Source organism: Streptomyces sp. AK010, assembly GCF_014207295.1.
In the GTDB taxonomy this organism is placed as follows: Bacteria; Actinomycetota; Actinomycetes; order Streptomycetales; family Streptomycetaceae; genus Streptomyces; species Streptomyces massasporeus.
The window spans coordinates 538,381-562,739 of record NZ_JACHCX010000001.1; the positions used below are offsets into that span (position 1 = coordinate 538,381).

20 protein-coding genes and 1 pseudogene are annotated in these 24,359 nt (G+C 73.1%); 3 read left to right on the plus strand and 18 right to left on the minus strand.

All coding sequences use genetic code 11. The annotated features are described in order from the left end of the window. Positions 1–3 precede the first annotated feature (3 nt). From HDC93_RS02485 to HDC93_RS02510, 6 genes are all read right to left on the minus strand, one after another. Complete coding sequence (locus HDC93_RS02485) at positions 4–777, minus strand: GvpL/GvpF family gas vesicle protein (RefSeq protein WP_185006663.1); 774 nt, start codon at positions 775–777, stop codon at positions 4–6. Then, positions 774–1,208, minus strand: a complete 435-nt coding sequence (locus tag HDC93_RS02490) for a gas vesicle structural protein GvpA (RefSeq protein ID WP_184851842.1) — start codon at positions 1,206–1,208, stop codon at positions 774–776. The genes HDC93_RS02485 and HDC93_RS02490 overlap by 4 nt, the downstream gene beginning before the upstream one ends. A 105-nt stretch (positions 1,209–1,313) precedes the next feature. After that, positions 1,314–1,685, minus strand: a complete 372-nt coding sequence (locus HDC93_RS02495; protein WP_185006665.1) for a gas vesicle protein — start codon at positions 1,683–1,685, stop codon at positions 1,314–1,316. Between the two features lie 94 nt (positions 1,686–1,779). Next, complete coding sequence (ligD, locus tag HDC93_RS02500; RefSeq protein WP_185006667.1) at positions 1,780–2,739, minus strand: non-homologous end-joining DNA ligase; 960 nt, start codon at positions 2,737–2,739, stop codon at positions 1,780–1,782. Continuing rightward, on the minus strand, positions 2,736–4,583 hold the full coding sequence (locus HDC93_RS02505) for a transketolase (protein WP_185006669.1): 1,848 nt from the start codon (positions 4,581–4,583) through the stop codon (positions 2,736–2,738). The genes ligD and HDC93_RS02505 overlap by 4 nt, the downstream gene beginning before the upstream one ends. After that, a complete protein-coding gene (locus tag HDC93_RS02510; protein ID WP_185006672.1) occupies positions 4,580–6,553 on the minus strand; it encodes an FAD-dependent oxidoreductase in 1,974 nt (657 codons plus the stop codon). Before HDC93_RS02510 ends, HDC93_RS02505 begins: the two co-directional genes overlap by 4 nt. Before the next feature lie 170 nt (positions 6,554–6,723). Between HDC93_RS02510 and HDC93_RS02515 the strand changes: the two genes are divergently transcribed. Together HDC93_RS02515 and HDC93_RS02520 are read left to right on the plus strand one after the other, a co-directional pair. After that, a complete protein-coding gene (locus tag HDC93_RS02515; RefSeq protein ID WP_185006674.1) occupies positions 6,724–7,677 on the plus strand; it encodes an LLM class F420-dependent oxidoreductase in 954 nt (317 codons plus the stop codon). A gap of 132 nt (positions 7,678–7,809) precedes the next feature. Then, complete coding sequence (locus tag HDC93_RS02520) at positions 7,810–8,160, plus strand: hypothetical protein (protein WP_185006955.1); 351 nt, start codon at positions 7,810–7,812, stop codon at positions 8,158–8,160. On the opposite strand, the pseudogene HDC93_RS02525 reads toward HDC93_RS02520, so the two are convergent. Together HDC93_RS02525 and HDC93_RS02530 are read right to left on the minus strand one after the other, a co-directional pair. Beyond that, positions 8,143–8,624, minus strand: a pseudogene (locus HDC93_RS02525) (SDR family NAD(P)-dependent oxidoreductase); the annotation flags it as partial. The gene HDC93_RS02520 and the pseudogene HDC93_RS02525 overlap by 18 nt on opposite strands. 48 nt (positions 8,625–8,672) lie before the next feature. Further along, positions 8,673–9,161: a phage holin family protein gene (locus tag HDC93_RS02530; RefSeq protein WP_185006676.1), complete on the minus strand. Its 489-nt coding sequence runs from the start codon at positions 9,159–9,161 to the stop codon at positions 8,673–8,675. 48 nt (positions 9,162–9,209) lie between these two features. Between HDC93_RS02530 and HDC93_RS02535 the strand changes: the two genes are divergently transcribed. Beyond that, a complete protein-coding gene (locus HDC93_RS02535; protein WP_185006678.1) occupies positions 9,210–9,557 on the plus strand; it encodes a VOC family protein in 348 nt (115 codons plus the stop codon). Positions 9,558–9,573: 16 nt separating this feature from the next. Here the strand turns inward: HDC93_RS02535 and HDC93_RS02540 are convergent, their stop codons facing one another. From HDC93_RS02540 to HDC93_RS02585, 10 genes are all read right to left on the minus strand, one after another. After that, entirely contained in the window at positions 9,574–10,134 is a 561-nt protein-coding gene (locus tag HDC93_RS02540) for a GNAT family N-acetyltransferase (protein ID WP_185006680.1), read from the minus strand. Positions 10,135–10,178: 44 nt separating this feature from the next. Further along, the gene (locus tag HDC93_RS02545) at positions 10,179–12,020 is read right to left on the minus strand and encodes a CocE/NonD family hydrolase (protein WP_185006682.1); all 1,842 of its coding nucleotides are present in this window, start codon (positions 12,018–12,020) and stop codon (positions 10,179–10,181) included. 72 nt (positions 12,021–12,092) lie between these two features. Then, a complete protein-coding gene (locus HDC93_RS02550) occupies positions 12,093–13,025 on the minus strand; it encodes an LD-carboxypeptidase (RefSeq protein WP_185006684.1) in 933 nt (310 codons plus the stop codon). Further along, positions 13,022–14,986: a prolyl oligopeptidase family serine peptidase gene (locus HDC93_RS02555; RefSeq protein ID WP_185006686.1), complete on the minus strand. Its 1,965-nt coding sequence runs from the start codon at positions 14,984–14,986 to the stop codon at positions 13,022–13,024. Before HDC93_RS02555 ends, HDC93_RS02550 begins: the two co-directional genes overlap by 4 nt. 4 nt (positions 14,987–14,990) lie before the next feature. Continuing rightward, positions 14,991–16,304: a M20/M25/M40 family metallo-hydrolase gene (locus HDC93_RS02560; RefSeq protein ID WP_185006688.1), complete on the minus strand. Its 1,314-nt coding sequence runs from the start codon at positions 16,302–16,304 to the stop codon at positions 14,991–14,993. Further along, positions 16,297–17,130: a M55 family metallopeptidase gene (locus HDC93_RS02565; RefSeq protein ID WP_185006690.1), complete on the minus strand. Its 834-nt coding sequence runs from the start codon at positions 17,128–17,130 to the stop codon at positions 16,297–16,299. The genes HDC93_RS02560 and HDC93_RS02565 overlap by 8 nt, the downstream gene beginning before the upstream one ends. Before the next feature lie 74 nt (positions 17,131–17,204). Next, positions 17,205–18,302, minus strand: coding sequence for an SGNH/GDSL hydrolase family protein (locus HDC93_RS02570; protein ID WP_185006692.1), 1,098 nt, complete (start codon positions 18,300–18,302; stop codon positions 17,205–17,207). 116 nt (positions 18,303–18,418) lie between these two features. Continuing rightward, entirely contained in the window at positions 18,419–19,141 is a 723-nt protein-coding gene (locus HDC93_RS02575) for a class I SAM-dependent methyltransferase (RefSeq protein ID WP_185006694.1), read from the minus strand. 122 nt (positions 19,142–19,263) lie between these two features. Beyond that, positions 19,264–21,702: a SpoIIE family protein phosphatase gene (locus HDC93_RS02580; protein ID WP_185006696.1), complete on the minus strand. Its 2,439-nt coding sequence runs from the start codon at positions 21,700–21,702 to the stop codon at positions 19,264–19,266. 164 nt (positions 21,703–21,866) lie between these two features. Next, positions 21,867–24,251 carry an MFS transporter gene (locus HDC93_RS02585; RefSeq protein WP_185006698.1) on the minus strand — a complete coding sequence of 795 codons (2,385 nt, stop codon included), beginning with the start codon at positions 24,249–24,251 and terminating at the stop codon, positions 21,867–21,869. Positions 24,252–24,359 lie beyond the last annotated feature (108 nt).

The following is a 24,359-nucleotide window of genomic DNA, read 5'->3' on the forward strand; positions in this document are numbered from 1 at the left end:
TCATCACCCCGCCCCGGTGTCCGTTCCGCTCGCCACGGTGCCCGCGGGCTCGGCCGGGCCGGGCTCGACGAAGCTGTACGGCGGCAGCGGTCCGTTGACCCGCACTTCCAGGTGCGGCATGTCCTCGCGGAGCTGCTCGACCGCGGCCAGGAAGGACTCGGCCGAGTCCCGGTCCACCAGGAACGAGGTGTTGGCCAGCCAGCCCGTGGACTCGGGACCGGTGCTCACGTCGTCGGCGGCCGACGCAAGGGCGCGCTGCACGGCGGCGCCGTCGTCGGCCTCCTTGGCCTTGACCGCGGCCGCGACCAGCTCGCCGAGCCGGATCTTGTCGTCGTAACTGCCGCCGCCCGCCTGCCGGTTGGCCTCCGCGAGCCCACGGATGTCGGGGCTCTCGGCCATCACCTGGTGCAGGACGGCCTCTTCGACGTGGTTGGCCTTCACGTTGTACTCGACCCGGTTGTCCAGGGCCTGCAGCCGCTCCTTGTAGTGCTCGGCGCGCTCGGCGAGCACCGCGGTGATGGAGTTGTCGTCCGGGGCCACGCTGCCGAACCGCATGGGCAGCACACAGCCGGCCGCGCCGGCCTCGCTGAGCACGTTCTGGTGGGCGAGCAGCTCCTTGCGCTTGGGCCGCAGACCGTCGGGCGCCTCGCTGACGACAGCCGCCAGGTCACCCTCGCGCAGGATGCGCACCGGGCGGGGCGGGTCGCCGACACCGCTCATGCCCTCGGGGAGGCCGGGGTGCGAACTCGCGGCGATGCCATAGACGTAGGTGCTCACTCCTGCTCCTCCTTACGACGGGACGACGTGCTCTTGCGGGCGCGCGGACGGGACTCGCCCTGGCGCTCGGAGCCGTCGTCACGCGCCTGCTTGAAGGCGTCGGAGATGGTCTCGGCGGCGCCGGACAGGGCCCCCTTGGACTTGCCGCGAGCGCCGGACTCGGTCATCTCCCCGACGAGATCGGGCAGGCCCGGATCCTTGCGCGGCCCGGCCTCCAGATCGAGCCGGTTGCACGCCTCGGCGAAGCGCAGATAGGTGTCGACGCTGGCGACGACGACGCGTACGTCGATCTTGAGGATCTCGATGCCGACCAGGGAGACTCGGACGAATGCGTCGATGACGAGCCCCCTGTCCAGGACGAGCTCAAGCACGTCGTAGAGACCGCTGCTGCCGCCTCCACCGCCGGACTGCTGTGCCGGTACGACTGTCATGCCGGGTGTTCCTCCTCGTGTGTGGGTGCGGGTCCGGTCGGGCGGCCTAGCGGCCGCCGGACCTGCGCGCCTCGGACCGCCCGCGCGCGGGTCCGGTCGGGCGGCCTAGCGGCCGCCGGACCTGCGCGCCTCGGACCGCCCGCGTTCGTAGCGGCGGACGCGCCGGTAACCCGTGAGCTGCCCCTCTGCGTCGAGCTCCACCTGGTAGCTCGCCATCAGGCTCATCGTGTCGGGCACGCGCTCGAGTTCGAGGACCTCGACCTCAAGCGCCCAGCCCTCCTCCGTCTGCTCGAAGGACGACACGGACTCGGCCTCCATGCCGGTGAGCTCCGCGAGCTGGCCGCGCGCCTGACGCAGCACTTCCATCGGGCTCGGCCGGTTCTTGGCCGTCTGCTTGTCGTTCGTCTTGCTCGAGCTCCGGGAGTTCTGGGACTCCTGTGAATCCTGTGACTCTTGCGTGTTTTTTGTGTTCGACATGGCCACCTCCCCCTCCGTGTGGCCGCAAGAGTGTTCGCCAAACCTCTACGGGCCCATGCATCTGCCGACCCACCGGGAGACCGCCGGCGGGGTCTCAGCCGCGCAGGGCGTTCAGTCGCCGCCTGGCCGGTCCCAGCGCCCGGCCGCGGCCGAGCAGGCCCGACCAGGGGTTGGTGCGGGCCTGCTCGACGGCGTCGGCGACGGTCCAGCGGCGGGCGTGCAGCTCCGGGTCGTCCAGGCGGTCCCAGGTGATGGGGGTGGCCACGGGCGCGCCCGGGCGGGGCCGGACCGTGTAGGGCGCGACGGCGGTCTGGGCGTAGGCGTTGCGCTGGATGTCGAGGTAGAGCCGATCGCCGCGCTCCTTCTTGCGGGCGGCGGTGGTGAGCCGGTCGGGGTGGGCGCCGGCGAGGCTGTCGGCGACGTCCCGGGCGAAGGCGCGCACCTCGCCGAAGTCGTGCCGCCCGTTCAGCGGCACGATGACGTGCAGCCCGCGCGAGCCGGTGGTCATCAGCGCCGAGGGCAGCTCCAGCTCGTCGAGCAGCTCCCCGAGCAGCCGGGCGGCCTCGCGTGCGGCCTCGAAGTCGTCCCTGGGGGTCCCCCCAGGCCCTTCAGGCACTGGGGGAGGGTCGAGGTCGAAGACCAGCCGGTCGGGGTGGTCGGTCCTGTCGGAGCGGGACAGCCAGCGGTGCAGGGTGATGCTCGCCTGGTCGGCCAGGTAGAGGAGGGTGGCGGTGTCGTCGCAGACGGTGTGCAGGACGGTGCCGCCCTCCTTGGCCAGCTCGACGCGCTCGATCCACCCGGGGTAGTGGTCCGGGGTGTTCTTCTGCATGAACGTGGGGCCGTCGATGCCGTCCGGGTGCCTCTCCAGCATCAGCGGCCGGCCGCGCAGGTGCGGCAGCATGAAGGGCGCGACGGCCCGGTAGTAGTCCACCAGGTCGGCCTTGGTGTACTCCTTGGCCCCGCCGCCGCCGGGGAAGAGCACCTTGTCCGGCCGGTGCACCTCCACCGTGCGGCGGCCCGCCCGCACCCTGCGCGTGCCGTCGCCGCCGCTCACCGCACGACCGCCTCCTCCACCAGCAGCCGCCCGGCCGCCGCGATGGACTCCGCGTCGATGCCCACGGCGCGCAGCTGCTCCTCCGGGGACGCCGAGCCCGGCATGCTCCGCACGCCGAGCCGCACCAGGCGCGGTACGGGGCGTCCGTCGGTGAAGGCGTCGAGGACCGCGTCCCCGATGCCGCCCTCGGGGTGGTGGTCCTCCACGGTCACCAGGCAGCCGGTCTCCTCGGCGGCCCGGCGCAGGGTGGCCCGGTCGACGGGCTTCACCGAGTACAGGTCGATCACCCGCACCGCGATGCCCTCCTGTTCCAGGGCCTCGGCCGCGGCCAGCGCCTCGTGCACGGTGACGCCCGCCGCGACGAGGGTCAGCCGGTCCCGGCCGGAGGAACGCAGCACCTTGCTGCCGCCGACCGGGAACTCCTCGTCGGGGGCGTAGATCACCGGGCTCTCGCCGCGCGAGGTGCGCAGGTAGCGGACGCCCTCCAGGCCGGCCATGGCGCCGACGAGCCGGGCGGTCTGGTTGGCGTCGCACGGGTACAGCACGGTCGAGCCGTGCACCGCCCGCATCATCGCCAGGTCCTCCAGGCCCATCTGGCTGGGCCCGTCCTGGCCGATGGCGACGCCCGCGTGGGAGCCGACGAGGTTGATGCCGGAGCCGCTGACGGACGCCATCCTGATGAAGTCGTACGCGCGGGTGAGGAAGGCCGCGAACGTGGCGGCGTACGGCACCCAGCCGCGGGACGCGAGGCCGACGGCCGAGGCGACCAGCTGCTGCTCGGCGATGTAGCACTCGAAGTAGCGGTCGGGGTGCTCCTTGGCGAAGAACTCGGCGCGGGTGGAGTCGCCGACCTCGCCGTCCAGGGCGACGATGTCGCCGCGGCCGGTGCCGAGGGCGGCGAGCGCCTCCCCGAAGGCGTTGCGGGTGGCGACCTCCTCGCCCTTGTCCCACTTCGGGAGTTCGAAGTTCCCGGTGTGGACGGAGTGCAGCATGCGGGCGGCGGGCGGCTCCTGCACCTGAACCCGGATGTCGCGCTGACCGCCGAGTTCGGTGATCGCCTCCTCGGCCTCCGGCAGCGGCTTGCCGTGCAGGCCCTCACGGTCCTGGACGCCCTCGACGCCCTTGCCCTTGAGGGTGCGGGCGAGGATAGCGGTGGGCTGGCCCTTGGTGGAGGCGGCCTCTCCGTACGCGCGGTCGATGGCGTCCACGTCGTGGCCGTCGACCTCGACGGTGTGCCAGCCGAAGGCCTGGAAGCGGCGGGCGTAGGCGTCCAGGTCGTGGCCGTGCCGGGTGGGGCCGCGCTGGCCGAGCCGGTTGACGTCGACGATCACGGTGAGGTTGTCCAGGTGCTCGTACCCGGCGTGCTCGGCGGCCTCCCACACGGATCCCTCGGCCAGTTCGCTGTCGCCGCACAGCACCCACGTGCGGTAGCCGGTGCGGTCGAGCCGCTTGCCGGCCATCGCGATGCCGACCCCGACGGGCAGGCCCTGCCCGAGCGAGCCGGTGGCCGTCTCGACCCACGGCAGGCGCTGCGGGGTGGGGTGTCCTTCGAGGCGGCTGCCCAGCTTGCGGAAGGTGAGCAGCTCTTCGTCGTCGATGGCGCCGGCCGCCTTGTACGCGGAGTACAGCAGCGGGGAGGCGTGGCCCTTGGAGAGGACGAAGCGGTCGTTGCCGGGGTGGGCGGGGCGGTCGAAGTCGTAGCGCAGGTGGTGCGCGAGCAGGACGGCCATCAGATCGGCCGCCGACATCGAGGACGTCGGGTGCCCGGAGCCCGCCGCGGCGGCGGCGCGGACACTGTCCACCCGCAGCTGCTGTCCGAGGTCGGTGAGTTCACCGGTGTTCATGAGTCTCCTTTCGCGGAGTCGTCGTCCGGGACGTCGGTTCGTTTGACGGGGCCGGGAGCGGGGTGGCCAGGAGGTGGTTGGCCGGGCGGGGGTGCGGGGGCGGGCTGGTTCCTGGCGGGCTCACCACCGGGCTGGTTCCTGGCGGGCTCACCACCGGGCTGGTTCCTGGCGGGCTCACCACCGGGCTGGTTCCTGGCGGGTTCGCCACCCGGCTGGTTCCTGGCGGGTTCGCCACCCGGCTGGTTCCGCGCCGGCTCACCGCCCGCCTGGTTCCTGCCCGGCTCACCGCCCGCCTGGTTCCTGCCCGGCTCACCGCCCGCCTGGTTCCTGCCCGGCTCACCGCCCGCCTGGTTCCTGCCCGGTTCGCCGCCGGGTCCCGTGGCCGGGCGGCCCTTCGCCGTCTCGGCCTCCGACCGCAACTCCACGGGCCCAAAGACGGGTCGGCCAGGGCGGCCCTTGTCCGTTTCCCACTCGGAGCGGGGTTCCGCGGCCCCGGATCCGGGCCGTACCTGCGTCGGTCCGGATCCGGGCTGCCCCTTCGCGGGCTCATCGTGGGGCCGGGCACGGCCCGGCCCTCCGGCGCCGGTGCCCCCGTCGCCGGTGTCGGCTGCCAGCGCCGCCCCCGGCCCGGACCGGGCGCTCGCGTCCTGCCGCTGCCCGGGCCCGCCCGGCACCCGGGCCACCTCGGGCGACGACGTGTCCAGGGGCACCGACCAGGACCGCACGAGCCCCAACTGCACGGCCTGGCGCGGCAGTACGGCGTCCAGCAGCCAGTCGGCGGCGACCCGGACGCGGTTGCCGGGCATCGCGGCGAGGTGGTAGCCCCGTGTCACGGCGCCGGCCGGTACGCCGGACAGGGTCACGCCGAGCGGATTGGCGGCGGCCTTCGCCCCGCCCAGGTCGACGACGAAGCCCAGATCGCGGTGACGGTAGGGCGTGCGCACACCGCCGAGACCGAGTGACGCGGCGACGTTCTCCGCCGCGACCTTGCCGTGCCGCCAGGCGTGCTGCGCGGTCATCGGCGTATAGCTCCCGGGGTTGTCCAGGTCGGGTACGGCGGCCACGTCCCCGCAGGCGAACAGCTCCGGCCGGCCCGGCACCCGCAGATGCGGGTCGACCAGCAGCCGCCCCTTCTCCATGGGCAGCCCGAGGGACTCGACCAGCGGGTCGGGGCGCACGCCCACGCACCACACCAGGGTCCGGGTCTCGACGAACTCGCCGTCGGTCAGCAGGACCCCGTCGTGCGTGGCCTCCTTCACGGAGGTCCCCATGCGCACGTCCACGCCCCGCTGCCGCAGCACCCGGTCGGCGGTGGCGGACAGCTTCTCGTCCATCTCGGGCAGCACCCGCGGCGCCACGTCCAGCAGCATCCAGCGCGGCCGCATGCCCCGCCGCAACGGGTGCTTGCGCACCTGCGCGTCGGTGAACATCTGCCCGTGCGCGGCGACCTCCGTGCCGGTGTACCCCGCACCGACCACGACGAAGGTGCACCGCGCCGCGCACGTCCCGGGATCGTCCGAGGACGCCGCGAGTTCCACCTGCCGGGTCACGTGGTCGCGCAGGTACAGCGCCTCGGGAAGACCGCGGAAGCCGTGCGCGTGCTCGGCGACGCCGGGGATCGGCAGCAGTTTGTTGACGCTGCCCGCGGCGAGCACCAGCCGGTCGTAGGCGAGGGTGCCGCCCTCGCCCTCGGGGCCGGTGTAGTGCAGGCTGCGGTCGTCGAGGTCGATCCGGTCGGCCTCGCCCAGCACCAGCCGGGCGTCCGGCAGCGAGTCCGAGAGGGAGACCGTGACCCGGCGAGGCTCCAGGATGCCGGCGGCGACCTGGGGCAGCAGGGGCAGGTACAGGAAGTAGTCGGTCGGGTTCAGCAGGGTGATGTGGGCCCGGCCCCGGGTGAGCCGGGACAGGGTGCGGGCGGTGCGGTACCCGGCGAAGCCGGCACCGACGATCAGGATGCGGGGTCGACTCACGGTCGCTCGCCTCCGGCGCTGTCGCGTGGCTCGGGAGCCTTCCGCGTCCCCCTGGCCAGGGCACCCAAACGTCGGCCGGGCCCGCTCGCCCGCCCGCCGCCGGTTTCCGGCCGCGCGCCCGGGTACCCGGCGCGGGACACGGACCGCCGACGTCGCGGAGGCACTCCCCCATGCCCGAATACGGATACTTCCTCTCGTGCGAGCAGTACGGACCCGCCGAGCTGATCGAGCAGGCGCGGATGGCCGAGCAGGCCGGTTTCCAGGCGCTGTGGATCTCGGACCACTACCACCCGTGGAACGACGAGCAGGGTCAGAGCCCGTTCGTGTGGTCGGTGATCGGCGCGCTGTCCGAGGCGGTGTCCCTGCCGATCGAGACGGCGGTCACCTGCCCCACCGTGCGCATGCACCCGGCGGTGGTGGCTCAGGCCGCGGCGACCAGTGCGGTGATGACCGGCAACCGCTTCCGGCTCGGCGTCGGCTCCGGCGAGGCGCTCAACGAGCACATCCTGGGCGACCACTGGCCGCCCGCCCACATCCGGCTGGACATGCTGGAGGAGGCCGTGCAGGTGATGCGCCGGCTGTTCACCGGCGAGGAGGTGAACCACCACGGGCCGCACTACACGGTCGACAACGCCCGGCTGTACACCGTCCCGGACGAGCCCATCCCGATCGACATCTCCGGCTTCGGTCCCGCCGCGACGCAGCTCGCCTCCCGGGTCGGCGACGGCTACATCACCGTGACGCCGGACGAGGCGATGGTGGAGCAGTACCGCAAGGGCGGGGGCGGCGGGAAGCTCGTCAGCGGCGGCACCAAGGTCTGCTACGGCACCGACAAGGACGGGGCCGTACGGACCGTCCACCGGCTCTGGGCCAACGAGCAGCTGCCGGGCGAGCTCGGCCAGGTGCTGCCCTCCCCCAAGCACTTCGAGCAGGCGCAGCAGCTCGTCACCGAGGACATGGTGCGTGGGAACCGGGTGTGCGGCGACGACCTGGACGAGCACGTGGCGGAGCTGAAGCAGTTCGCCGACGCGGGTTTCGACCGGGTCTACGTGAACCAGATCGGTCCGGACCTGCGCGGCTTCTTCGACTTCTACCGCACGAAGGTGCTGCCGCAGCTGCAGTAGGCCCTCTGACGAACCAGTAGGCCCTCTGACGAAGGCGTGCGCGCCGAAATCAAGAGGTGGAGGGGTACGGGGTCGCCTAGAGTCGCCCGCATGTCTGTACGCCGTCGAATGCGTGATGCCCTGCCGGATGCGATGCGGGCCCGGGACAAGGCCGCGGTGAGTGCCCTGCGCGGCACCCTGGCAGCGCTGGACAACGCCGAGGCGGTACCCGCCGAGGCAGTCCCCCGCGCCGGCGCCCTGGAAGCCTCCCCGGTCGGTGCCGGTGCCACCGAGGCGGCCCGGCGCGAGCTCGGTGAGCATGACGTGGTGGGCATCGTGCGTGCCGAGGCGTCCGAACGACTGGAGGCGGCCGCGCAGTTGACCGTGCCGGCACATGCCGCCCGGGCCGAACGGCTCCGGGCGGAGGCGGCCGTGCTGCTCCGGTTCCTCGACGTCGCCGACGACACTCCCGACGACGTCGCCGCCGACGCGTGGACTCGTTGAACCCCTGGATCGCGTGCTCGGCCCCGCAGTACGCCGACTGCGGCGGAACGCCCCGGTAGGCGAGCGCGGATCCGACCTGCACGATCGTGCCGCGGTCGCGCGGCATCATGTGCCGCGGGCGGCTCGGGTGCCGAACACATAGCCCAGGTACGTCACTTCGGTCACGCGCCGGAACTCGTCCGGTTCGACCTCCGTGAACGGCGCGAACACTCCGGTGAAGGCGTTGTTGACCCAGACGTCGATGTGGCCGTACGCGTCGACGACCTGCTGGGCGGCGGCGTCGACGGCCTTGGCGTCGGAGGCGTCCACGGGGACGACGAGCGCCTCGCCCCGGCGCGCTCCACCTCGTCCGCCGCCGCGGCGAGCCCCTCACGCCCGCGGGCGAGCAGGGCGCCCCTGTCGCCACGGGTGGCGAAGGCCCGGACGGTGGCCCGTCCGACCCCGCCGCCGGCACCGGTCACCACGACCACACGGCCGCGCTTGCGCGGGGTTCCTGCCGTGGGCCCCCGGCATCACGCCCCGCGGTGGGGTACGTCCGGGGCGTCCGTCGGCCGCGGGGGCACGGGGCCGGGGGCGGCCGATTCGGCCGGCGGGACCGACGGGGCCGGCGGCACGGGCGGATAGGGCATGGTGCCGACGGCCCCGGCCGCGGTCTGGCGGGCGCTGTCCCCGCCGGGTGCCATGCCGGCCGCGCTGTCCGCCCCCGGCCGGGACGGCCGGGCCATGCCGCGCAGCACATAGGCCAGGGCTCCCAGGATCACGGCGGTGATCAGCGCGGCCGCCCAGTCGGGCAGGCCGAGGGCGAGAGCCAGTCCCACGGCGAGCGCGAGGGCCGCGCCCGCGTACAGGGCGAGCGCGCCGGACGCGGCGTACAGTGCGGCCTTGCGGCGCTGCTTGCGCGTCTGCTCACGCAGTTCGTCCCGCACGGTCTCGCGCGCCACCTGTGCCAGCTCGTCGACGAGATGCTTGTCCAGATGCTCCAGGTGATCCAACGGCTTCATGCCCGGCCGGGTACCCTCACCCCCCTGCGCGTAACTAGGCTCGGTGGCATGGAGATTCTGGGTGCCACACTGCGCGTCTGCGTCGACGACCTCGAGACCGCGATCCCCTTCTACGAGCGGCTGGCGGGCGGCAGAGCCCAGCGCTTCGAGCGGGGAGGTGTCCAGGTGGCGGCGATCGGCTGCTTCCTGCTGATGAGCGGTCCCCCGGCCGAACTCGAGGTGCTGCGCAAGGTCGCCGCGACGATCGCCGTGACGGACATCGAGGAGACCCACAAGGTGCTGACCGAACTGGGGGCCCACATCGTGGCGGGCCCGATCGCCTCACCGGCGGGCCGCAACCTGATCGCCCTGCATCCGGACGGCTCGATCTACGAGTACGTGGACCGCCAGGCGTAGGTGTCGCCCCCGGGGCTCAGTGCCGGCCCGGCGGGGTGATCATCTCGGTGGTGATCGCCCAGCGTTCGTGGTCGCGCCAGGCCCCGTCGACGAAGAGCATCTTCGGCGAGAAGCCCTCCAGGCGGAACCCGCAGGCGCGGGCCAGGGCGACCGACGCGGCGTTCCCCGGCTGGACGTTGATCTCCAGCCGGTGCAGCCGCATCGGGCCCAACGCGTATCCCACGACGAGTTCCAGCCCTTCGCGCATCAGCCCCCGCCCGGCGGCGTGCGCGAAGGCCCCGTATCCCAGGGCGCCGGACTGGAAGCCGCCCTCGACGATGTTGTTGATGTTGATGAACCCGCCGATGGCCCCGTCGCTCTTCTCGCAGACCAGGAAGCCGGCCTTGGACGGGTCCTCGATCAGCCGGCCCGCGTAGGCGGTGTAGGCCTGCGCCGTGGTGGGCGGGAAGAGCCACGGCTGGTGCAGGTCCTTGCTCTCCCGGGCGCGGGCGGTGAACTCGGCACCGTCCTCGTAGGTGAAGTGGCGTATCCCCACCCGGGGGCCTTCGGCGAGGTGGCGGGATGCATGGTGCGGCACCCCGCCACAGTAACCGCACTGCCGGTGTGTCCCCAGTCGGGGCGTCAGGAGCCGGCGACCGGCAGCCGGAGCACTCCGGTGTCGCCCGGCTCGCTGACCACGGTCACCGGCTTGATCCCCCGGTTGCCGAAGTACGCGTCGTCGCTCGCGGCGATCACGAACCGCAGCCGGTGCCCGGTCTCGTACCGGTGCACGATGCCGGGCAGGGTGACGGTGAAGCTCTTGGTGACGTCCGGGACGCGCACCGGCGCGACCAGGCGGCGCACCAGGGTGCGGGTGCCGTCGGGGGCGACGTCGTAGAGCTTGGCGAACAGGACGAGCTTGTCGGCCGCGTCGGCAAAGTTCTGGGTGCGCTCGGCTTTCGGGGAGACGACCTTGAGCGTGGCCCGGGGTGCGCCGACGACATCGAGTGGCTGCTCGAGCGGCGCGCTCGTCCAGTCGAGGTGGGTACCCTCGGTGTCGCGCGGCGGTGTGTCCGGCAGGCCGATGAGGCCGGAGAGCGAGCTCTCCGAATGGCTCGTGGGGATCAGCCAGTTGGTGTAGCCGCGGCTGCCGCGGGCCACGTCGCCCCGGCGGTCGACGAGTTTCCCGTCGCCGGAGAGGTACAGGGTGCGGCCGATGGCGGGGAGGCGGCTCGCGGTGGCGTAGGTGCGGCCGGGGTCGGTGATCCAGTCGCGGCGGTAGGCGAAGGCCGGCCCGGTGTCGACGTGGGTCTGCTTGCGCAGATGGCGGTCGAACCAGGCGAGGACGCGCCGGCCGACGTAGCTGGTCTCCAGGTTGCCCTGGGACAGGTCGAGTTCACCGGTGGCCGGGTCGGTGAGGCCGCCGCTGTGCCCCCAGGACTGCCAGATCATCTTGACGGGCGTGCCCTGGGCCTTGAGCGTCCGGTACGTCGCCGTGGCCTCGTTGAGGTTGAACAGGGTGTCGGCCTGCCCCTGGACCAGCAGGGTGGGCGTGCGAACGCGGTGGAGGTACGACACCGGGGAGACGCGGTGCGCGTAGGCCAGCAGCTCGGCGGTCCGGTCGGCGGGGTAGCTCCCGGAGTTGAGGGTGCGGACGGTCCGGCAGGCCTCGGTGACGAAGTGCAGGCACGCCAGGGAGTTGATGCGGGACGGGTCGAGGCTCGGCTCCAGCAGCGGCTGGCCCTCGCCGATCAGATAGAAGCCGTTCGTCCACTGCCATTTGAAGACGCCCGGGACAGCGCCGCTGCCGACGGCGTTGTTGGGGTCGAGCGAGTACGCCAGGTCGTTCCAGGTGATCATCGGGACGAGCGCGTCGAGGCGGTGGTCGACGGCGGCGGTGGCGAGCTGGACGGCGCCGCCGTAGGAGCCGCCGATCATGCCGACGCTCGGGTCGCCCGGTGCGTCACGGGTGACGAAGTCGGCGGTGGTGCCGTCGTCGGCGGCGCGGGTGCCTCCCAGGAAGTCGACCAGTCGCGAGGCGGCGGCGCCGTCGATGTCCGGGTCGTCGAGGGAGACGAGGCAGCCGCTGCGGCCGAAGCCGAGCCCGGAGTAGACGAGCGAGACGTAGCCGCGCTGGGCGAAGGCCTTGCCGATGGTGTCGGTCGAGCCGTCCGCCTTGCTGCCGCCGAAGCCGTTCGTGCCGAGCACGGCGGGCGCCGGGTGGTCGCGGTCCACGCCGGCGGGACGGTAGAGATCGGCGTCGACGGTGCAGGCGCGGCCACCCGCCCGCACGGTGAACTTCAGCGGCGTGACGGTGTAGGCGTCGGCGGCGGTCGCGGGTGGGGTGAGGGTGAGGGGCACGGCCAGGGCGGCGCCCAGAGCGAGAGCGAGGAGTGCGCGGGTTCTGGGCACGCGTCGGGACACACGGACCTCCACGGTGAGGGCAACCCGGATACCGACCAGTAGGTACCGGCCGGTTGTCATGGTGTGACACGTGTCAGGAGCCGTCAATCACCGAAACGAAGGTTTCTTGACAGGGTTTCAGTAGCGGCCCGCTCAGCTCAGGGCCGGTTCGTCCAGCGTCAACGTGCCTGCCTCGGCGTCCAGTTCGGCCCGGACCCCGAGCGGCATGGTCAGCGCGCCCTCACCGTGCCCGAACCCGAACTCCTCCACGACCGGGACGCCCAGGCCGCCGAGCCGGTCGGCGAGGACCGTACGCAACTCCTCGTACGGGCCGCACCCCGCCCAGGACCCGAGAACGATCCCGGCGACCCCGTCGAGCCAGCCGGTGCGCAGGAGTTGGGTGAGGTATCGGTCCAGGCGGTACGGGCTCTCGCCGATGTCCTCCACCAGCAACAGCCCGCCCCCCGCCCCCGGATGGGTGTGCGGGGTGCCGAGGTCGCTCGCGAGCAGGCTGAGGCAGCCGCCCAGGGTGACGCCCCCGGCGCGGCCGGGGACCAGCGCGGTGCCGCCCGGGGGCACGGCCGCGACGGTCCGCACGGACTCCGGCTCGAAGAGGGTGGCCCGCAGGTGCTCCTGGGCGCGGGCGTTCTTGAGGAAGTCGACACCGGCGGCCGCGGGTCCGTACAGGGTGACCAGGCCCAGGCGGGTGGCGAAGGCCTGGTGCAGGACGGTGACGTCGCTGAACCCGGCGAACACCTTCGGGCCCGCCGCCCGCATCGCCGCCCAGTCGAGCAGGTCGACCATGCGCTGCGCCCCGTAGCCGCCCCGGGCGCACAGCACGGCGGCGACGGACGGATCGCACCAGGCGTTCTGGAGGTCGGCGGCACGCTGCTCGTCCGTGCCTGCGAGGTAGTCCAACGCCCGGTGTCCGCTCAGCACATGCGGTGTCACCACGGGGTCGAGGTCCCAGCCGCGCAGGATGTCGAGCCCGGCCTGGAGCCGCTCCTCGGGCACCGGCCCGCTGGGCGCGACGACGGCGACGCGGGCGCCGGGGGCGAGCCGGGGCGGTCGGACGAGCTGGTTCACTTGCTGAGCTCCAGAGTGGGGGTGCCGGGCGAGTCCAGGCGGAACACCTGCGCGTAGAGGGAGAGTTCGGCCTCCAGGGCGCGCACCATGGTCTCCGCCCTGCGGAAACCGTGCCCCTCCCCCTCGAAGGCGAGATACGCGTGCGGCACCTTCCGGCCCTCCAGCCGGGCCAGGAACCGCTCGCACTGGACGGGCGGGCAGATCACGTCGTCGAGGCCCTGGAGCAGCAGGAACGGCACGGTGAGGCGGTCGGCGTGGGCGGCGGGCGAGCGCTCCGCGTACCGGGCGGGGACCTCGTCGAGCGGCCCGATCAGGCCCTCCAGGTACCGCGACTCGAAGTCGTGGGTCTCCCCCGTGCCCCAGCCGGCCAGGTCCAGGATCGGGTACTTGATGGTGCCGCAGGCGTAGACGTCGGTGGTGGTGAGCGAGGCGGCGGCGGTCCAGCCGCCCGCGCTGCCGCCCCGGACGGCGAGCCGGCCCCGGTCGGCGGTGCCCTCGTCGGCGAGGGCCAGGGCGACGGCGGCGCAGTCCTCGACGTCGACCACGCCCCACTGCTCGCGCAGCCGCTCGCGGTAGGGGCGGCCGTACCCCGTGGAGCCGCCGTAGTTCACTTCGGCGACGCCGATGCCGCGCGAGGTGAAGTAGGCGATCTCCAGGTCGAGCACGAGCGGCGCGCGGCCGGTGGGCCCGCCGTGCGCCCAGACGACGTAGGGCGGCAGCTCGTCGCCGGGCGCGACGCAGCCGGGGTGGTGCGGCGGGTAGACGTGGGCGTGGATGTCGCGCCCGTCGGGGCCGGTGAAGGTGCGGATCTGCGGCTCAGGGTAGTACGCGGGATCGACGGCGTCGTCGTGCTCGGCGCCGACCACACGGGCCCGGCCGGTGCGGGCGTCCAGCTCGACGACCTCGTAGGCGCTGCGCGGGCTGGCGCCCACGGCCACGACCCGTTCGCCGTGGGCGGCGAGGGTGGGGGCGAACTCGGTCCAGGGTCCGGCCGCGTCGACGACCTCGCCCGTCTCGGGGTCGAGTACGCCGAGGGCGGTGGCGCCCCGGCCGTGCACGACGGCGATCAGACCGCTCTGCAGCGGCGTGAACCATCTCGAACCCAGCTTCCACAGGGCCCCGCCGAACTCCTCCTCGCGCGGGCACACCGGTTCCCCGTCCAGGTAGAGGTTCCACCAGCCGGTGCGGTCGCTCGCGTGCAGCAGGCGGCCGTCGTGGGTCCAGTCGGCCTGGGCGATGGCCTCGCCCGGCCCGCCGGCCACGGTCCGGGCGTCGCGCAGGGTGCCGTCGGGGGTGAGGTCGGCGAGGAGCAGTTCGGTGCCGTCCCACGGCATGCGGGGGTGGTCCCAGGCGAGCCAGGCGGCCCGCCGTCCGTCGGGTGAGAGCTTCGGTCCGGTCACGAACCGGTGCCGCCCGTCGGTGAGTTCGCGTACGGCGTCCCGGTCCTCGGCGGCGGATCCGTCCAGCGGGACGGCGGCCAGGACACGGCGCACGTCGGTGGGTCCGTCACCGGTGAACTCCTCCAGCACGCACCACACTTCGCCCCGCTCGGGCAACGCCAGCGGCTCGGCCCAGCGCAGACCCGCGCCGACGGAGGACACGGGGGTGAGCGGTCGGGGTTCACCGCCCGGGTCGCAGCGGTACAGCCGCTGGTCGGCGAAGTTCACGAACACCACCAGCGGACCGGTGTCCCTGGCGACGGCGGCCCACGGGTGCCCACCGTACTCGATGACCCGGCTGCGCACGTTCCACGGCGCGGGCAGCAGCGACTCCTCCCTGCCGTCGGCGTGCCGCCGCACCAGGGTGCGCCGGCCGCCCTCGGCGGGGCGCGGCTCGGTCCACCACGCCTCGTCGCCGACGAAGCCCACGTACTCCGGGTGCCCGTCGTGCGCGGCGGTCAGGGCCGCGTCGATGGGCGAGGGCCACGCCCCGTAGGCCAGCGTCCGCACCGTCTCCCCCACTCTCCTAGGCCGTCCGCAGGAACCGGTCGAGTACGCGGACACCGAAGTGCAGCGCCTCGACCGGTACCCGTTCGTCGACCCCGTGGAACATGGCCGCGTAGTCATAGCCGTCCGGCAGCTTCAGCGGGGTGAAGCCGTAGCCGGTGATGCCGAGGCGGGAGAACTGCTTGGCGTCGGTGCCGCCCGACATGCAGAACGGCACCACGTGCCCCTCGGGCGCGAACTCCTCGATGGCGGCCCGCATGCCCGCGAAGGTCGCCGAGTCCACCGGCGACTGAAGGGCGACCTCGCGGTGGTGGAACTCCCAGTCCACGTCCGGCCCGGTGAGCCGGTCGAGGGTGCTGCGGAACTCCTCCTCGCCGCCGGGCATGTACCGGCCGTCCACGTGCGCCACGGCCTCGCCGGGAATGACGTTGATCTTGTAACCGGCGTCCAGCATGGTCGGGTTGGTGCTGTTGCGCAGGGTCGGCTCGACGAGCTTCGCGGCCGGGCCGAGCTTCTCCAGCAGCGCGTCCACGTCGGTGAGGTCGCTCTCGATGCCGTACAGCGCGGCGAGCTCGGTCAGGGCGGCGCGCACGGTCGGGGTCAGCCTGAGCGGCCACTCGTGCGCGCCGATCCGCGCGATCGCGCCGGCGAGACGGGTCACGGCGTTGTCGCGGTTGACCTTGGAGCCGTGCCCGGCGCGTCCGCGGGCGGTGAGCTTCAGCCAGGCGGTGCCGCGTTCCCCGGCCGCGATCGGGTAGATCTGCCGCCCGTCGCCGTCGTGGAAGGTGAAGGCGCCCGACTCGCTGATGCCTTCGGTGCAGCCCTCGAACAGGCCGGGGTGCCGGTCGGCGAGGAACCCGGAGCCGTCCTCGGCGCTGGCCTCCTCGTCGGCGGTGAACGCGATGACGATGTCCCGGCGGGGCCGGACGCCCCGCCGTGCCCAGCCGCGCACGACGGCCAGGATCATCGCGTCCATGTTCTTCATGTCGACGGCGCCGCGCCCCCAGACGACCCCGTCGCGGATCTCCCCGGAGAACGGATGCACGCTCCAGTCGGCGGCCGCCGCGGGCACGACGTCCAGATGCCCGTGGAGCAGCAGGGCACCGGCCGAGGGGTCGGTGCCCTCGATGCGGGCGACGACGTTGGTCCGCCCCTCGGTGCGCTCCAGCAGGGTCGGCTCGATCCCGGCGTCGGCGAGCCGGGCGGCGGCGTACTCGGCGGCGGGCCGCTCCCGGCAGTCGCCCCCGCCCCGGTTGGTGGTGTCGATGCGGATGAGGTCGGACGTGTACGTCACGACCTCCTCCAGCGCCTGCTCGTCCACCCGCTCAGCCATACTGCTCCTCCACCGCGGCCGAGACGATCGTGGTGACCGCCTTGAAGACGCGGATGCCCTCGTACATGGTCCCGCTCGTGTACGCCACCTTCCGCTCCCCGATCCGTTCCACACCCGGGACGACGGTGGCGGCCATCGCGAGGTGCTCGGCGTCGAACTCGACGGCCACGGTGAACGGGCCGCCGTGCACGGGTTCGTGACGCACCGCCAGCGCGGCGGCCTCCTTGGCCGCCGCCCGGATGTCGGCCGCGGTGCGACCGGGCGTGCGGCACACGGCCGCGTAGCGCGACACGTGGTCCTTCACCGCGACCTTCAGCGCCTCGGGCGCGTACCCGAGCGCGTCCTCGCAGGCGACGTCGTCCCCGGTGACCAGCACGACCGGCACGCCGTACTCGGCGACGACATGCGCGTTGAGCAGCCCCTCGCTCGCCCTCACGTCGTTCAGCCACACGCCCGTGATCGAGTTGGCGAGATAGGTGTGCGCGAGGACGCCCTCCATGCCGGCGCCCGCGTGGTAGCCGACGAACGCGATGCCGTCGACGTCTCCGTGCTGCACGCCCTCCACCATGGACAGCGTCTTGTGCCGGCCGGTGAGCAGTTGGGCGCGGTCGTCGAGCTGCTCCAGCAGCAGGTTGCGCATCGACCAGTGCGCCTCGTTGATGATCACCTCGTCGGCGCCGCCGTCGTGGAAGCCGAGGACGGCGGCGTTGACGTCGGAGGTGAACAGCGACCGGCAGCGCTCCCACTGGGAGGCGCCCGGCACCACGTCGTCGGGCCAGGTGACGCCGGTGGCGCCCTCCATGTCGGCGCTGATGAGGATTCTCATGACGAGCCGTCCAGGGCGGAGATCTTCATGGTTCGTCACGTTACGCGCTGCGGGCGGAACGGGCTACGAGGTGGTCACCAACGGATCGGCAGGTCGGCGAGGAACGCGGTGAGGCGGTCGGCGAGGAGGCGGTGGTCACGGGCCGAGTAGTGCCAGTGGCAGCCCGTGTGGTCGAGGCCGGTGGTGTCGAGGGACCAGTAGCGTACCTGCCGGTCGCCCGCGTCGGTGCGTTCCCGGACGACGTGCTCGACATGGCCGGCGAACGGGCCCGTGCCGACGGCCAGGAGGGTGGTCGCCGCCCCGTAGCGCTTCCGCAGTTTCGTGAGGAAGCCGCTGTAGGCGCTGCGGTAGGCGGCCGCGAGGCTCTCGTCCGTCCAGGGCTCGCCCGGGTTGAGCGGGGTGGAGAAGTCGTTCGTGCCGAGGTGGACCACCACGAGCTGCGGCCGCCAGGTGCCGGGGTTCTGCCAGACGTCGCCGGGCACGTTCAGCAGCGCACGGTCGTAGAAGGTGCGGTAGTTCACCTCCGGCGAGCCTCCGTTGTAGTTGCGCACCATGCCCTGCCCCGCATACGCGTTGAGCTGGTAGTCGGCGCGCAGCCGCCGGGCGGTGTGGGCGCCGTAGCTCACGTCGGCGTTCGTGGTGCGCCTCAACTGCTCGCCGTCGCAGTCGCGGGAGGTGGAGAGGTTGCCGTAGCCGGCCGTGAGGGAGTCGCCGATGAACTCGATCTGGCGGCTGCGGGCGGCGGGGCGGGCCAGGACGGCACCGCCGGGTGCGGCGACGAAGCCGCCGAAGGAGCTGGTGCTCCACGGGGTGTCGTTGCGTTTGACGAGCCGGACGGTGTGCACGCCGTCGCGCAGACCCCTGACCCAGTGGGTGGTCTTCCCCGGCGTGACGAGGGTCGCGACGGTGGCCCCGTCGACCTGGACGTCGTAGTCGGCGGCCGGATCGTCGAGCACGAGGCCCACGCCGGTGCCCCGGATCCGGCCCTCGAAGTAGACGCCGGGCCAGCTGTACTGCAGCACGTCACCGGCGTCCTTGACCCGGCCCGCGGTGTGCACGCCGTCCCGTACGGCGCGGGGTTCCGGTGCGGCGACGGTCGTGACGGCAGCCGTGCCGACCAGCACCGTCGAGACCGCTGACGCGATCAGTATCCGTGACCAGGGCATCGGCATGGCTGTCCTCCGCGAGGGCGAGGCAGGTGCACGGGACGGGGCAGAGTGACCGTACACCGACAAATCCGTCGCTCACCAGACCACGTCCCGGCCCCCGCGGCTCCCGGCCGCTCGCCTCAGGCCGTGCGCCCCGCCACCAGCCAGGTGGAGGGCAGCTCGATGCGCGTGCCGTCCGGGCGGTACTCCGTGGTCCTCAGCGGCAGTCGACCGCTCGCCAGGACGGTGAGACCGGCCGAGCGCAGGTACTCGGGCACGGCCTCGTCCGAGACCTCGCCGGGAGTGAGGCCGTGCCGGAAGACCGGCGCGAGCTTGGGCGGCGGACCGTCCGGGCCGCCCGCCAGACCCGCCAGGACCTGTTTGGCGGCGCCCGAGAGCTCCACCAGACAGGCCCGGCCCCGGTCGCCGACCAGCGTGGCGATCCCGTCGACAAAAGACTGCCGGTCGTCCGGCTCGCACTGGTGCAGGACGCCCCGCACATAGACGTTGGTGTCGCCGAGCTCCGCGTGCAGGGCCTGGGCCTCGTCCTTCCCGGCGTCCAGCTGACGGTAGGCGGCCCGCCCCGCCGGGTCGGAGCGCCGGGCGTGGTCGAGGGCCGCGGCCGACAGGTCGACGCCCAGGACCCGCGGGAAACGGTCGGCGAGATAACGCGTCTGGGTGCCGTTGCCGCAGCCGAGGTCCACCATCGGCAGTGCGGGATCGGCCAGGTACGGCTCGAACAGGGCGAGATGCGGACCCACGGTCAGGACCGGTTCCGCGTCCCAGAACACCGCGCCCGGTTCTGCGGACGCCTCCCGCCAGAACGCCTCCCACGCCTCCCGGTACCGACTCGTCACGCTCATGGCCCACTCCCCAGCGTGCGAACGGATCCCGCCCTACGGCGGTCGAGTACGGTGTATCGCGCCCCGGCCCCGGCCACAAGAACGCGGCACGTACCTTCACGCCCCTTTCGAACCGGGGGTGTTCAGCGGCGCGGCAGCGTCAGCTCGAACCACACCGTCTTGCCGCTCTTGGTCCGGCTGGTCCCCCACTCGCGGGACAGCGTGCTGACGACGCGCAGACCGCGACCCGCCTCGTCGAGCGGGCCCGCGCTGAGCAGGGTCGGCAGCTCGTGGTCGTCGTCCTCCACCTCGCACAGCAGGGTGTCACCGCGGACCAGGCGCAGTGCGACGGGCCGGGCGTGCGAGTGCCGTACGGCGTTGGTGACGAGTTCGCCGGCCATCAGCCCGGCGGGCGCGACGAGTTTCGCCAGGCCCCAGTCGTGCAGTTGCCCGCGCACCACCGCGCGGGCCCGGCTCACCTCGGACGGGTCGAGGGCGAGGCGCCATTCGGCCACGTCGTCCGGCTCGATGCCGCCCAGGCGGGCCATCAGCAGCGCCACGTCGTCCTTGCGGCCGCCACGGCCCGCTTTCGAAAATGTCACGGCCAGGGCGCGGATGATGGTGTCGCAGGCGTCGTCCATGGACGCGGCCGGGTGCGCGGCCGACTCGCAGAGCGTCGCGAGGCCCACGCCGATGTCCTCGCCGCGCACCTCGACCAGTCCGTCGGTGCACATCACCAGCCGGTCGCCGGGCTCGACGCGCACCCGGATCGCCTCGAAGGGCACTCCCCCGACGCCGATGGGCGCGCCCGTGGGCAGGTCCAGCAGTTCGCTGCGGCCGTCACGGGCGCGGACCAGGACGGGCGGTATGTGCCCGGCGTTGGCGAGGTGGAGTTCGCTCGCGATCGGGTCGTAGACGGCGTAGAGGCAGGTCGCGAGGTAGCTGTCTCCGAGGCGCTGGGCGAGGTCGTCGAGGTTGCGCAGCAGCTGGGCGGGCGGCAGGTCGAGCCCGGCCATGGTCTGCACGGCCGTCCGCAACTGGCCCATCATCGCGGCCGAGTTCAGGCCGTGGCCCATGACGTCGCCGACGACGAGGGCCGTGCGCCCGCCGTGCAGCTTCACCGCGTCGAACCAGTCGCCGCCGACCCGCCCGAGCAGGGTGCCCGGCAGATAGCGCGTGGCGATGTCGCAGCCGGTCATGCGGGGCGGGATGTGCGGGAGCATGCTGTCCTGGAGCGTCTCGGCGACGTTCTCCTGGAAGGTGTACATGCGCGCGTTGTCCAGCACGAGGCCCGCGCGGGCGGCGAGTTCGGCGCCGGTGACGCGGTCCATGTCGTTGAAGACGGGCCGCTCCGGGTGCCGCAGCAGGATCATGAAGCCGAGGACGACGTTGCGGGCCTTCAGCGGCACGACCAGCATCGAGCGGCCGGTGATGAGGGGCCGGATGTCGCGCTTGTCGAACTGCGCGGCGACGGCGTGCCCCATCTCCTCGCTGATGCGCGGCACGAGGACGGGTTCGCCGCTGGTCATGCACTGGAAGAACGGCGTGTGCGCCGGGAACGGCATGGCCTCGCCGACGGGGACGACGTCGTCCCAGCGGCCCGGTTCGTCGGTGTGCTCCAGGGCGACCCGGTGCCACATCGTGGTGGTGTCGGGCACGCCGTCCTCGAACCCCTCGCCGGCGACGACCTGTTCCCGCAGGTACGTCCCGGCGACATCGCTGAAGCGGGGCACGACGGCCCTGCTGACCTCGACGATCGTCCGGGACAGGTCGAGGGAGGTGCCGATGCGGCCGCTGACCTCGTTGAGGAACTCCAGGCGCTCACGGACGGCGGCGTACTCGAGGTCCTCGCCCTCGTCCCGCACATCCGCCGGCGGGGGTTCGCCGGCGGCCAGGGCCCGCGCGGCCCGTTCGCGGCGTGCCTTGCGTTCGGCACGCCGGGCCACGCCCCAGTCGGGGGTGACGGGCACCCGGTCGTTCTGGCTGAACTCCAGTACGGGATAGCCGAGTTCTAGGATCTGCGCGACGATGCGGGCGCTCTCACCGACGCTCATGCTGGGCAGGATCTCGGGGAGCCGGCGAGCGAGGTCCTCCGCCCCGGGGAAGTCGGTGTGCAGCGCGAAGCCGGGCGCGATCCGCTCGAACGCCCCGTCGCCCGCCCGCAGTCCCTCGGCGTCGGCGGCCAGCACGAGCAGCCGCTCGGGCCCGGGGCCCACCAGCGGGTAGGCCCACCACAGGACGTCGACGCGGCCGTCCCCGGAGGCGGTGAGCCGGGCGCGGCCCGCGGCCGGGTAGGAGAGCCCGCCGTCGAGGGAGGATTCGAGGTCGGGGCCGAGACCGTCACCGGCGGCGTACGGGGTGGTGTCCCGTCCGTCGGGCAGGGCGCCCGAGACGGGGAGCAGGTCGAGGGCGGTGCGGCCGATCGCCTCGTCCTTGGGGACACCGAACAGGCGCCGTGCGCCGCGGCTCCAGTGGGACACGAGGCCGTCGCGGTCGACCACGACGACGGCCAGGGGGACGCGGCCGAGCTCGGCGGGTTCGGTCACCGTGCCCTGCCCAGCCCTGTCGGTGCCATGGTCCATGGCCAGGCCCTCTCTCCCCACGGACGCAAGATCTGTGCCGGTGTCTCCACCGTACGGCTCCCGCCGGTGGCGATGTGAGGCAATGCGGGAATTGCCCGCGCGGGGTTCGCACCGGCGTACGACCCCGCGCGCCGCTGCTCGTTCAGCCTGCGGCCGGTGCCCGGTCAGTCCTCGTGGCTGAGCTGGAGATCCCGCTCGGTACGGCCCCCTCCGGCGACCTGGAGAACGGTGGCGACGGGCGGGTAGCCGGCGGCGATGACGGTGTACTCGCCGGAGGACAAGTCGACGAAGCGGAACGTGCCGTCGGTGCCCGTGGTGAGGGTGTCGACGACGTTGCCCGCCACGTCGAGCAGCGTCACGCGCGCGTCCTCCACGGGTCTGCCGCCGCCCGCCCGGACGGTGCCGCGCAGCACGGCTCCGCCGGCCAGTTCGATGTCCCGGCGGGTCTCGCGGGCGGCCTGGACGGTGACGGGGAGCGCGGCCGGGCGGAAGGCGGGCGCACTGGCGGCGAGGGTGTACTCGCCGGCGACGAGCTCGGTGATGACGTAGCCGCCCTCCCGGCCGCTGCGGGTGGTGGCGACGACCTCGCCGTGCACGTTGGTGAGCGTGACGGTGGCGTCCCGCACGGGCGTGCCGTCGGCGGTGACCACGGTGCCGATCAGGTTTCCGGCGCCGCCGAGGACGATGTCGAGCTCGACGGGGCGTTCGCCGACGGTCACGGTGACCGCCTGCGGCTGGTGGCCCCCTGCCGCGGCGATCAGCACGTACGAGCCCGGGCCCGGGGTGGCGAGCGCGTAGCGCCCGTCCTCGCCGCTCGCGCCGCGCCCGGTCTGCTGGCCGGTGACGTCGATGAGCGTGAGGGCCGCGCGGGGCACGGCGGTCCCGTCAGGGTGCTGCACCGAGCCGCACACGGGCACGCCCGCGGTGTGCCCGGCGCGGGCCTGCGGGACCGGGGCGCTCCCCGGCGCCGTGCCCGGGTCGGTGACGGAGGCGTTGTGGGACACCAGGGGTTTCTCCTTGAGGAAGAGGGCGATGACCAGTCCGAGGACGAGCACCGGCACCAGGTAGAGGAAGATCCGCGGCATGGCGTCGGCGTACGCCCGGATGTAGTCGTCGCGCAGGGCCGGCGGCAGCGCGTGCACGAGCTGCGGGGTGAGGGACTCGGGGTCCGGCAGCCCGGCCCGCGCGGGGAGCCTGTCGGCGAGGGCGTCGGCGAGCCGGTCGGCGAACAGGGTGCCGAAGACGGCGGCTCCGACGCTGCCGCCGATCTGCCGGAAGTAGTTGTTGGCGCTGGTGGCGGTGCCGAGGTCGGCGGGGCGCACGGAGTTCTGCACGGCGAGGATCAGCACCGGCATCACCATGCCGATGCCGGCGCCGAGGACGGCCATCCAGATGCTGTAGTGCAGCCGGGGCGTGCCGACCTCCAGGCGCGACAGCAGCCACATGCCGGTGGCGGAGAGGGCGCCGCCGAGGATCGGGTAGGCCTTGTAGCGGCCGGTGTGGCTGATGAGCTGGCCGGTGATGATCGAGGCGCCGACGATGCCCGCCATCATCGGCAGCATGAGCAGGCCCGACTCGGTGGCGGAGGCCCCGTCGACCATCTGCAGGTAGGTCGGCAGGTAGCTGGCGGCGCCGAACAGGCCCACCCCGATCACCAGGCCGACCAGGCCGGTGACGTTGAAGACGGAGTCCCTGAACAGCCTGAGGGGGATGAGGGGTTCGACGGAGAAGTGCTCGGTGACGAGGAAGAGGACGGTCGCCGCCGCCGCTCCGGCCGCGAGGCCGAGGATCGTGCGCGAGTCCCAGGCGTACTCGGTGCCGCCCCAGCTGGTCAGCAGGACCAGGCAGGTGGAGGCGGCGGTCAGCAGCAGCGCGCCGAGGACGTCCGGCCGGGCCCGGGCGGCCGGCTTGGGGAGTTTCAGCGTGACGGCCACGACGGCCAGGGTGACCAGGCCGAAGGGGACGTTGACGTAGAAGCACCAGCGCCAGGAGAGATGGTCCGTGAAGTAGCCGCCGAGCAGCGGTCCGGCCACGGAGGCGAGGCCGAACGCGGCGCCGATCAGGCCCATGTAGCGGCCGCGCTGCCGGGGCGGCACGATGTCCGCGATGATCGCCTGGACGCCGATCATGAGGCCGCCGGCGCCGACGCCCTGCAGGGCGCGGAAGGCGATCAACTGGTCCATGGTCTGGGCCCGGCCCGCGAGCGCGGAGCCGGCGACGAAGACGGCGATCGCGACCTGGAAGACGCCCTTGCGGCCCAGCAGATCGCCGAGCTTGCCGTAGATCGGCAGTCCGACGGTGGCGGTGAGCAGGTAGGCGGTGATCGCCCAGGACATCCGGTCCAGGCCGTGCAGTTCACCGACGATCTCCGGCAGCGCGGTGGCGACGATCATCTGCTCCAGGGCGGCCAGGAGAAGGGCCGGCATGAGAGCGAAGAAGACCAGTCGCACCCGGCGCGGGCTCGGTCCGGTGTCCGGATCCGGCGGGGGTGCGGGGGTGTCGGGAGGCGCTACCGCCGGTTCGTCCTGCGCCAGAGTGATCCCGCCCACTCATCGCTCCCCTCGTCGCGCTGCCGCACAATTCCCGCGTAAAAGCGACAACTACGAGCAAGCGCGACGAGTTACGGCACAGGAGCGAGCCGTACGGAGATCACTCGA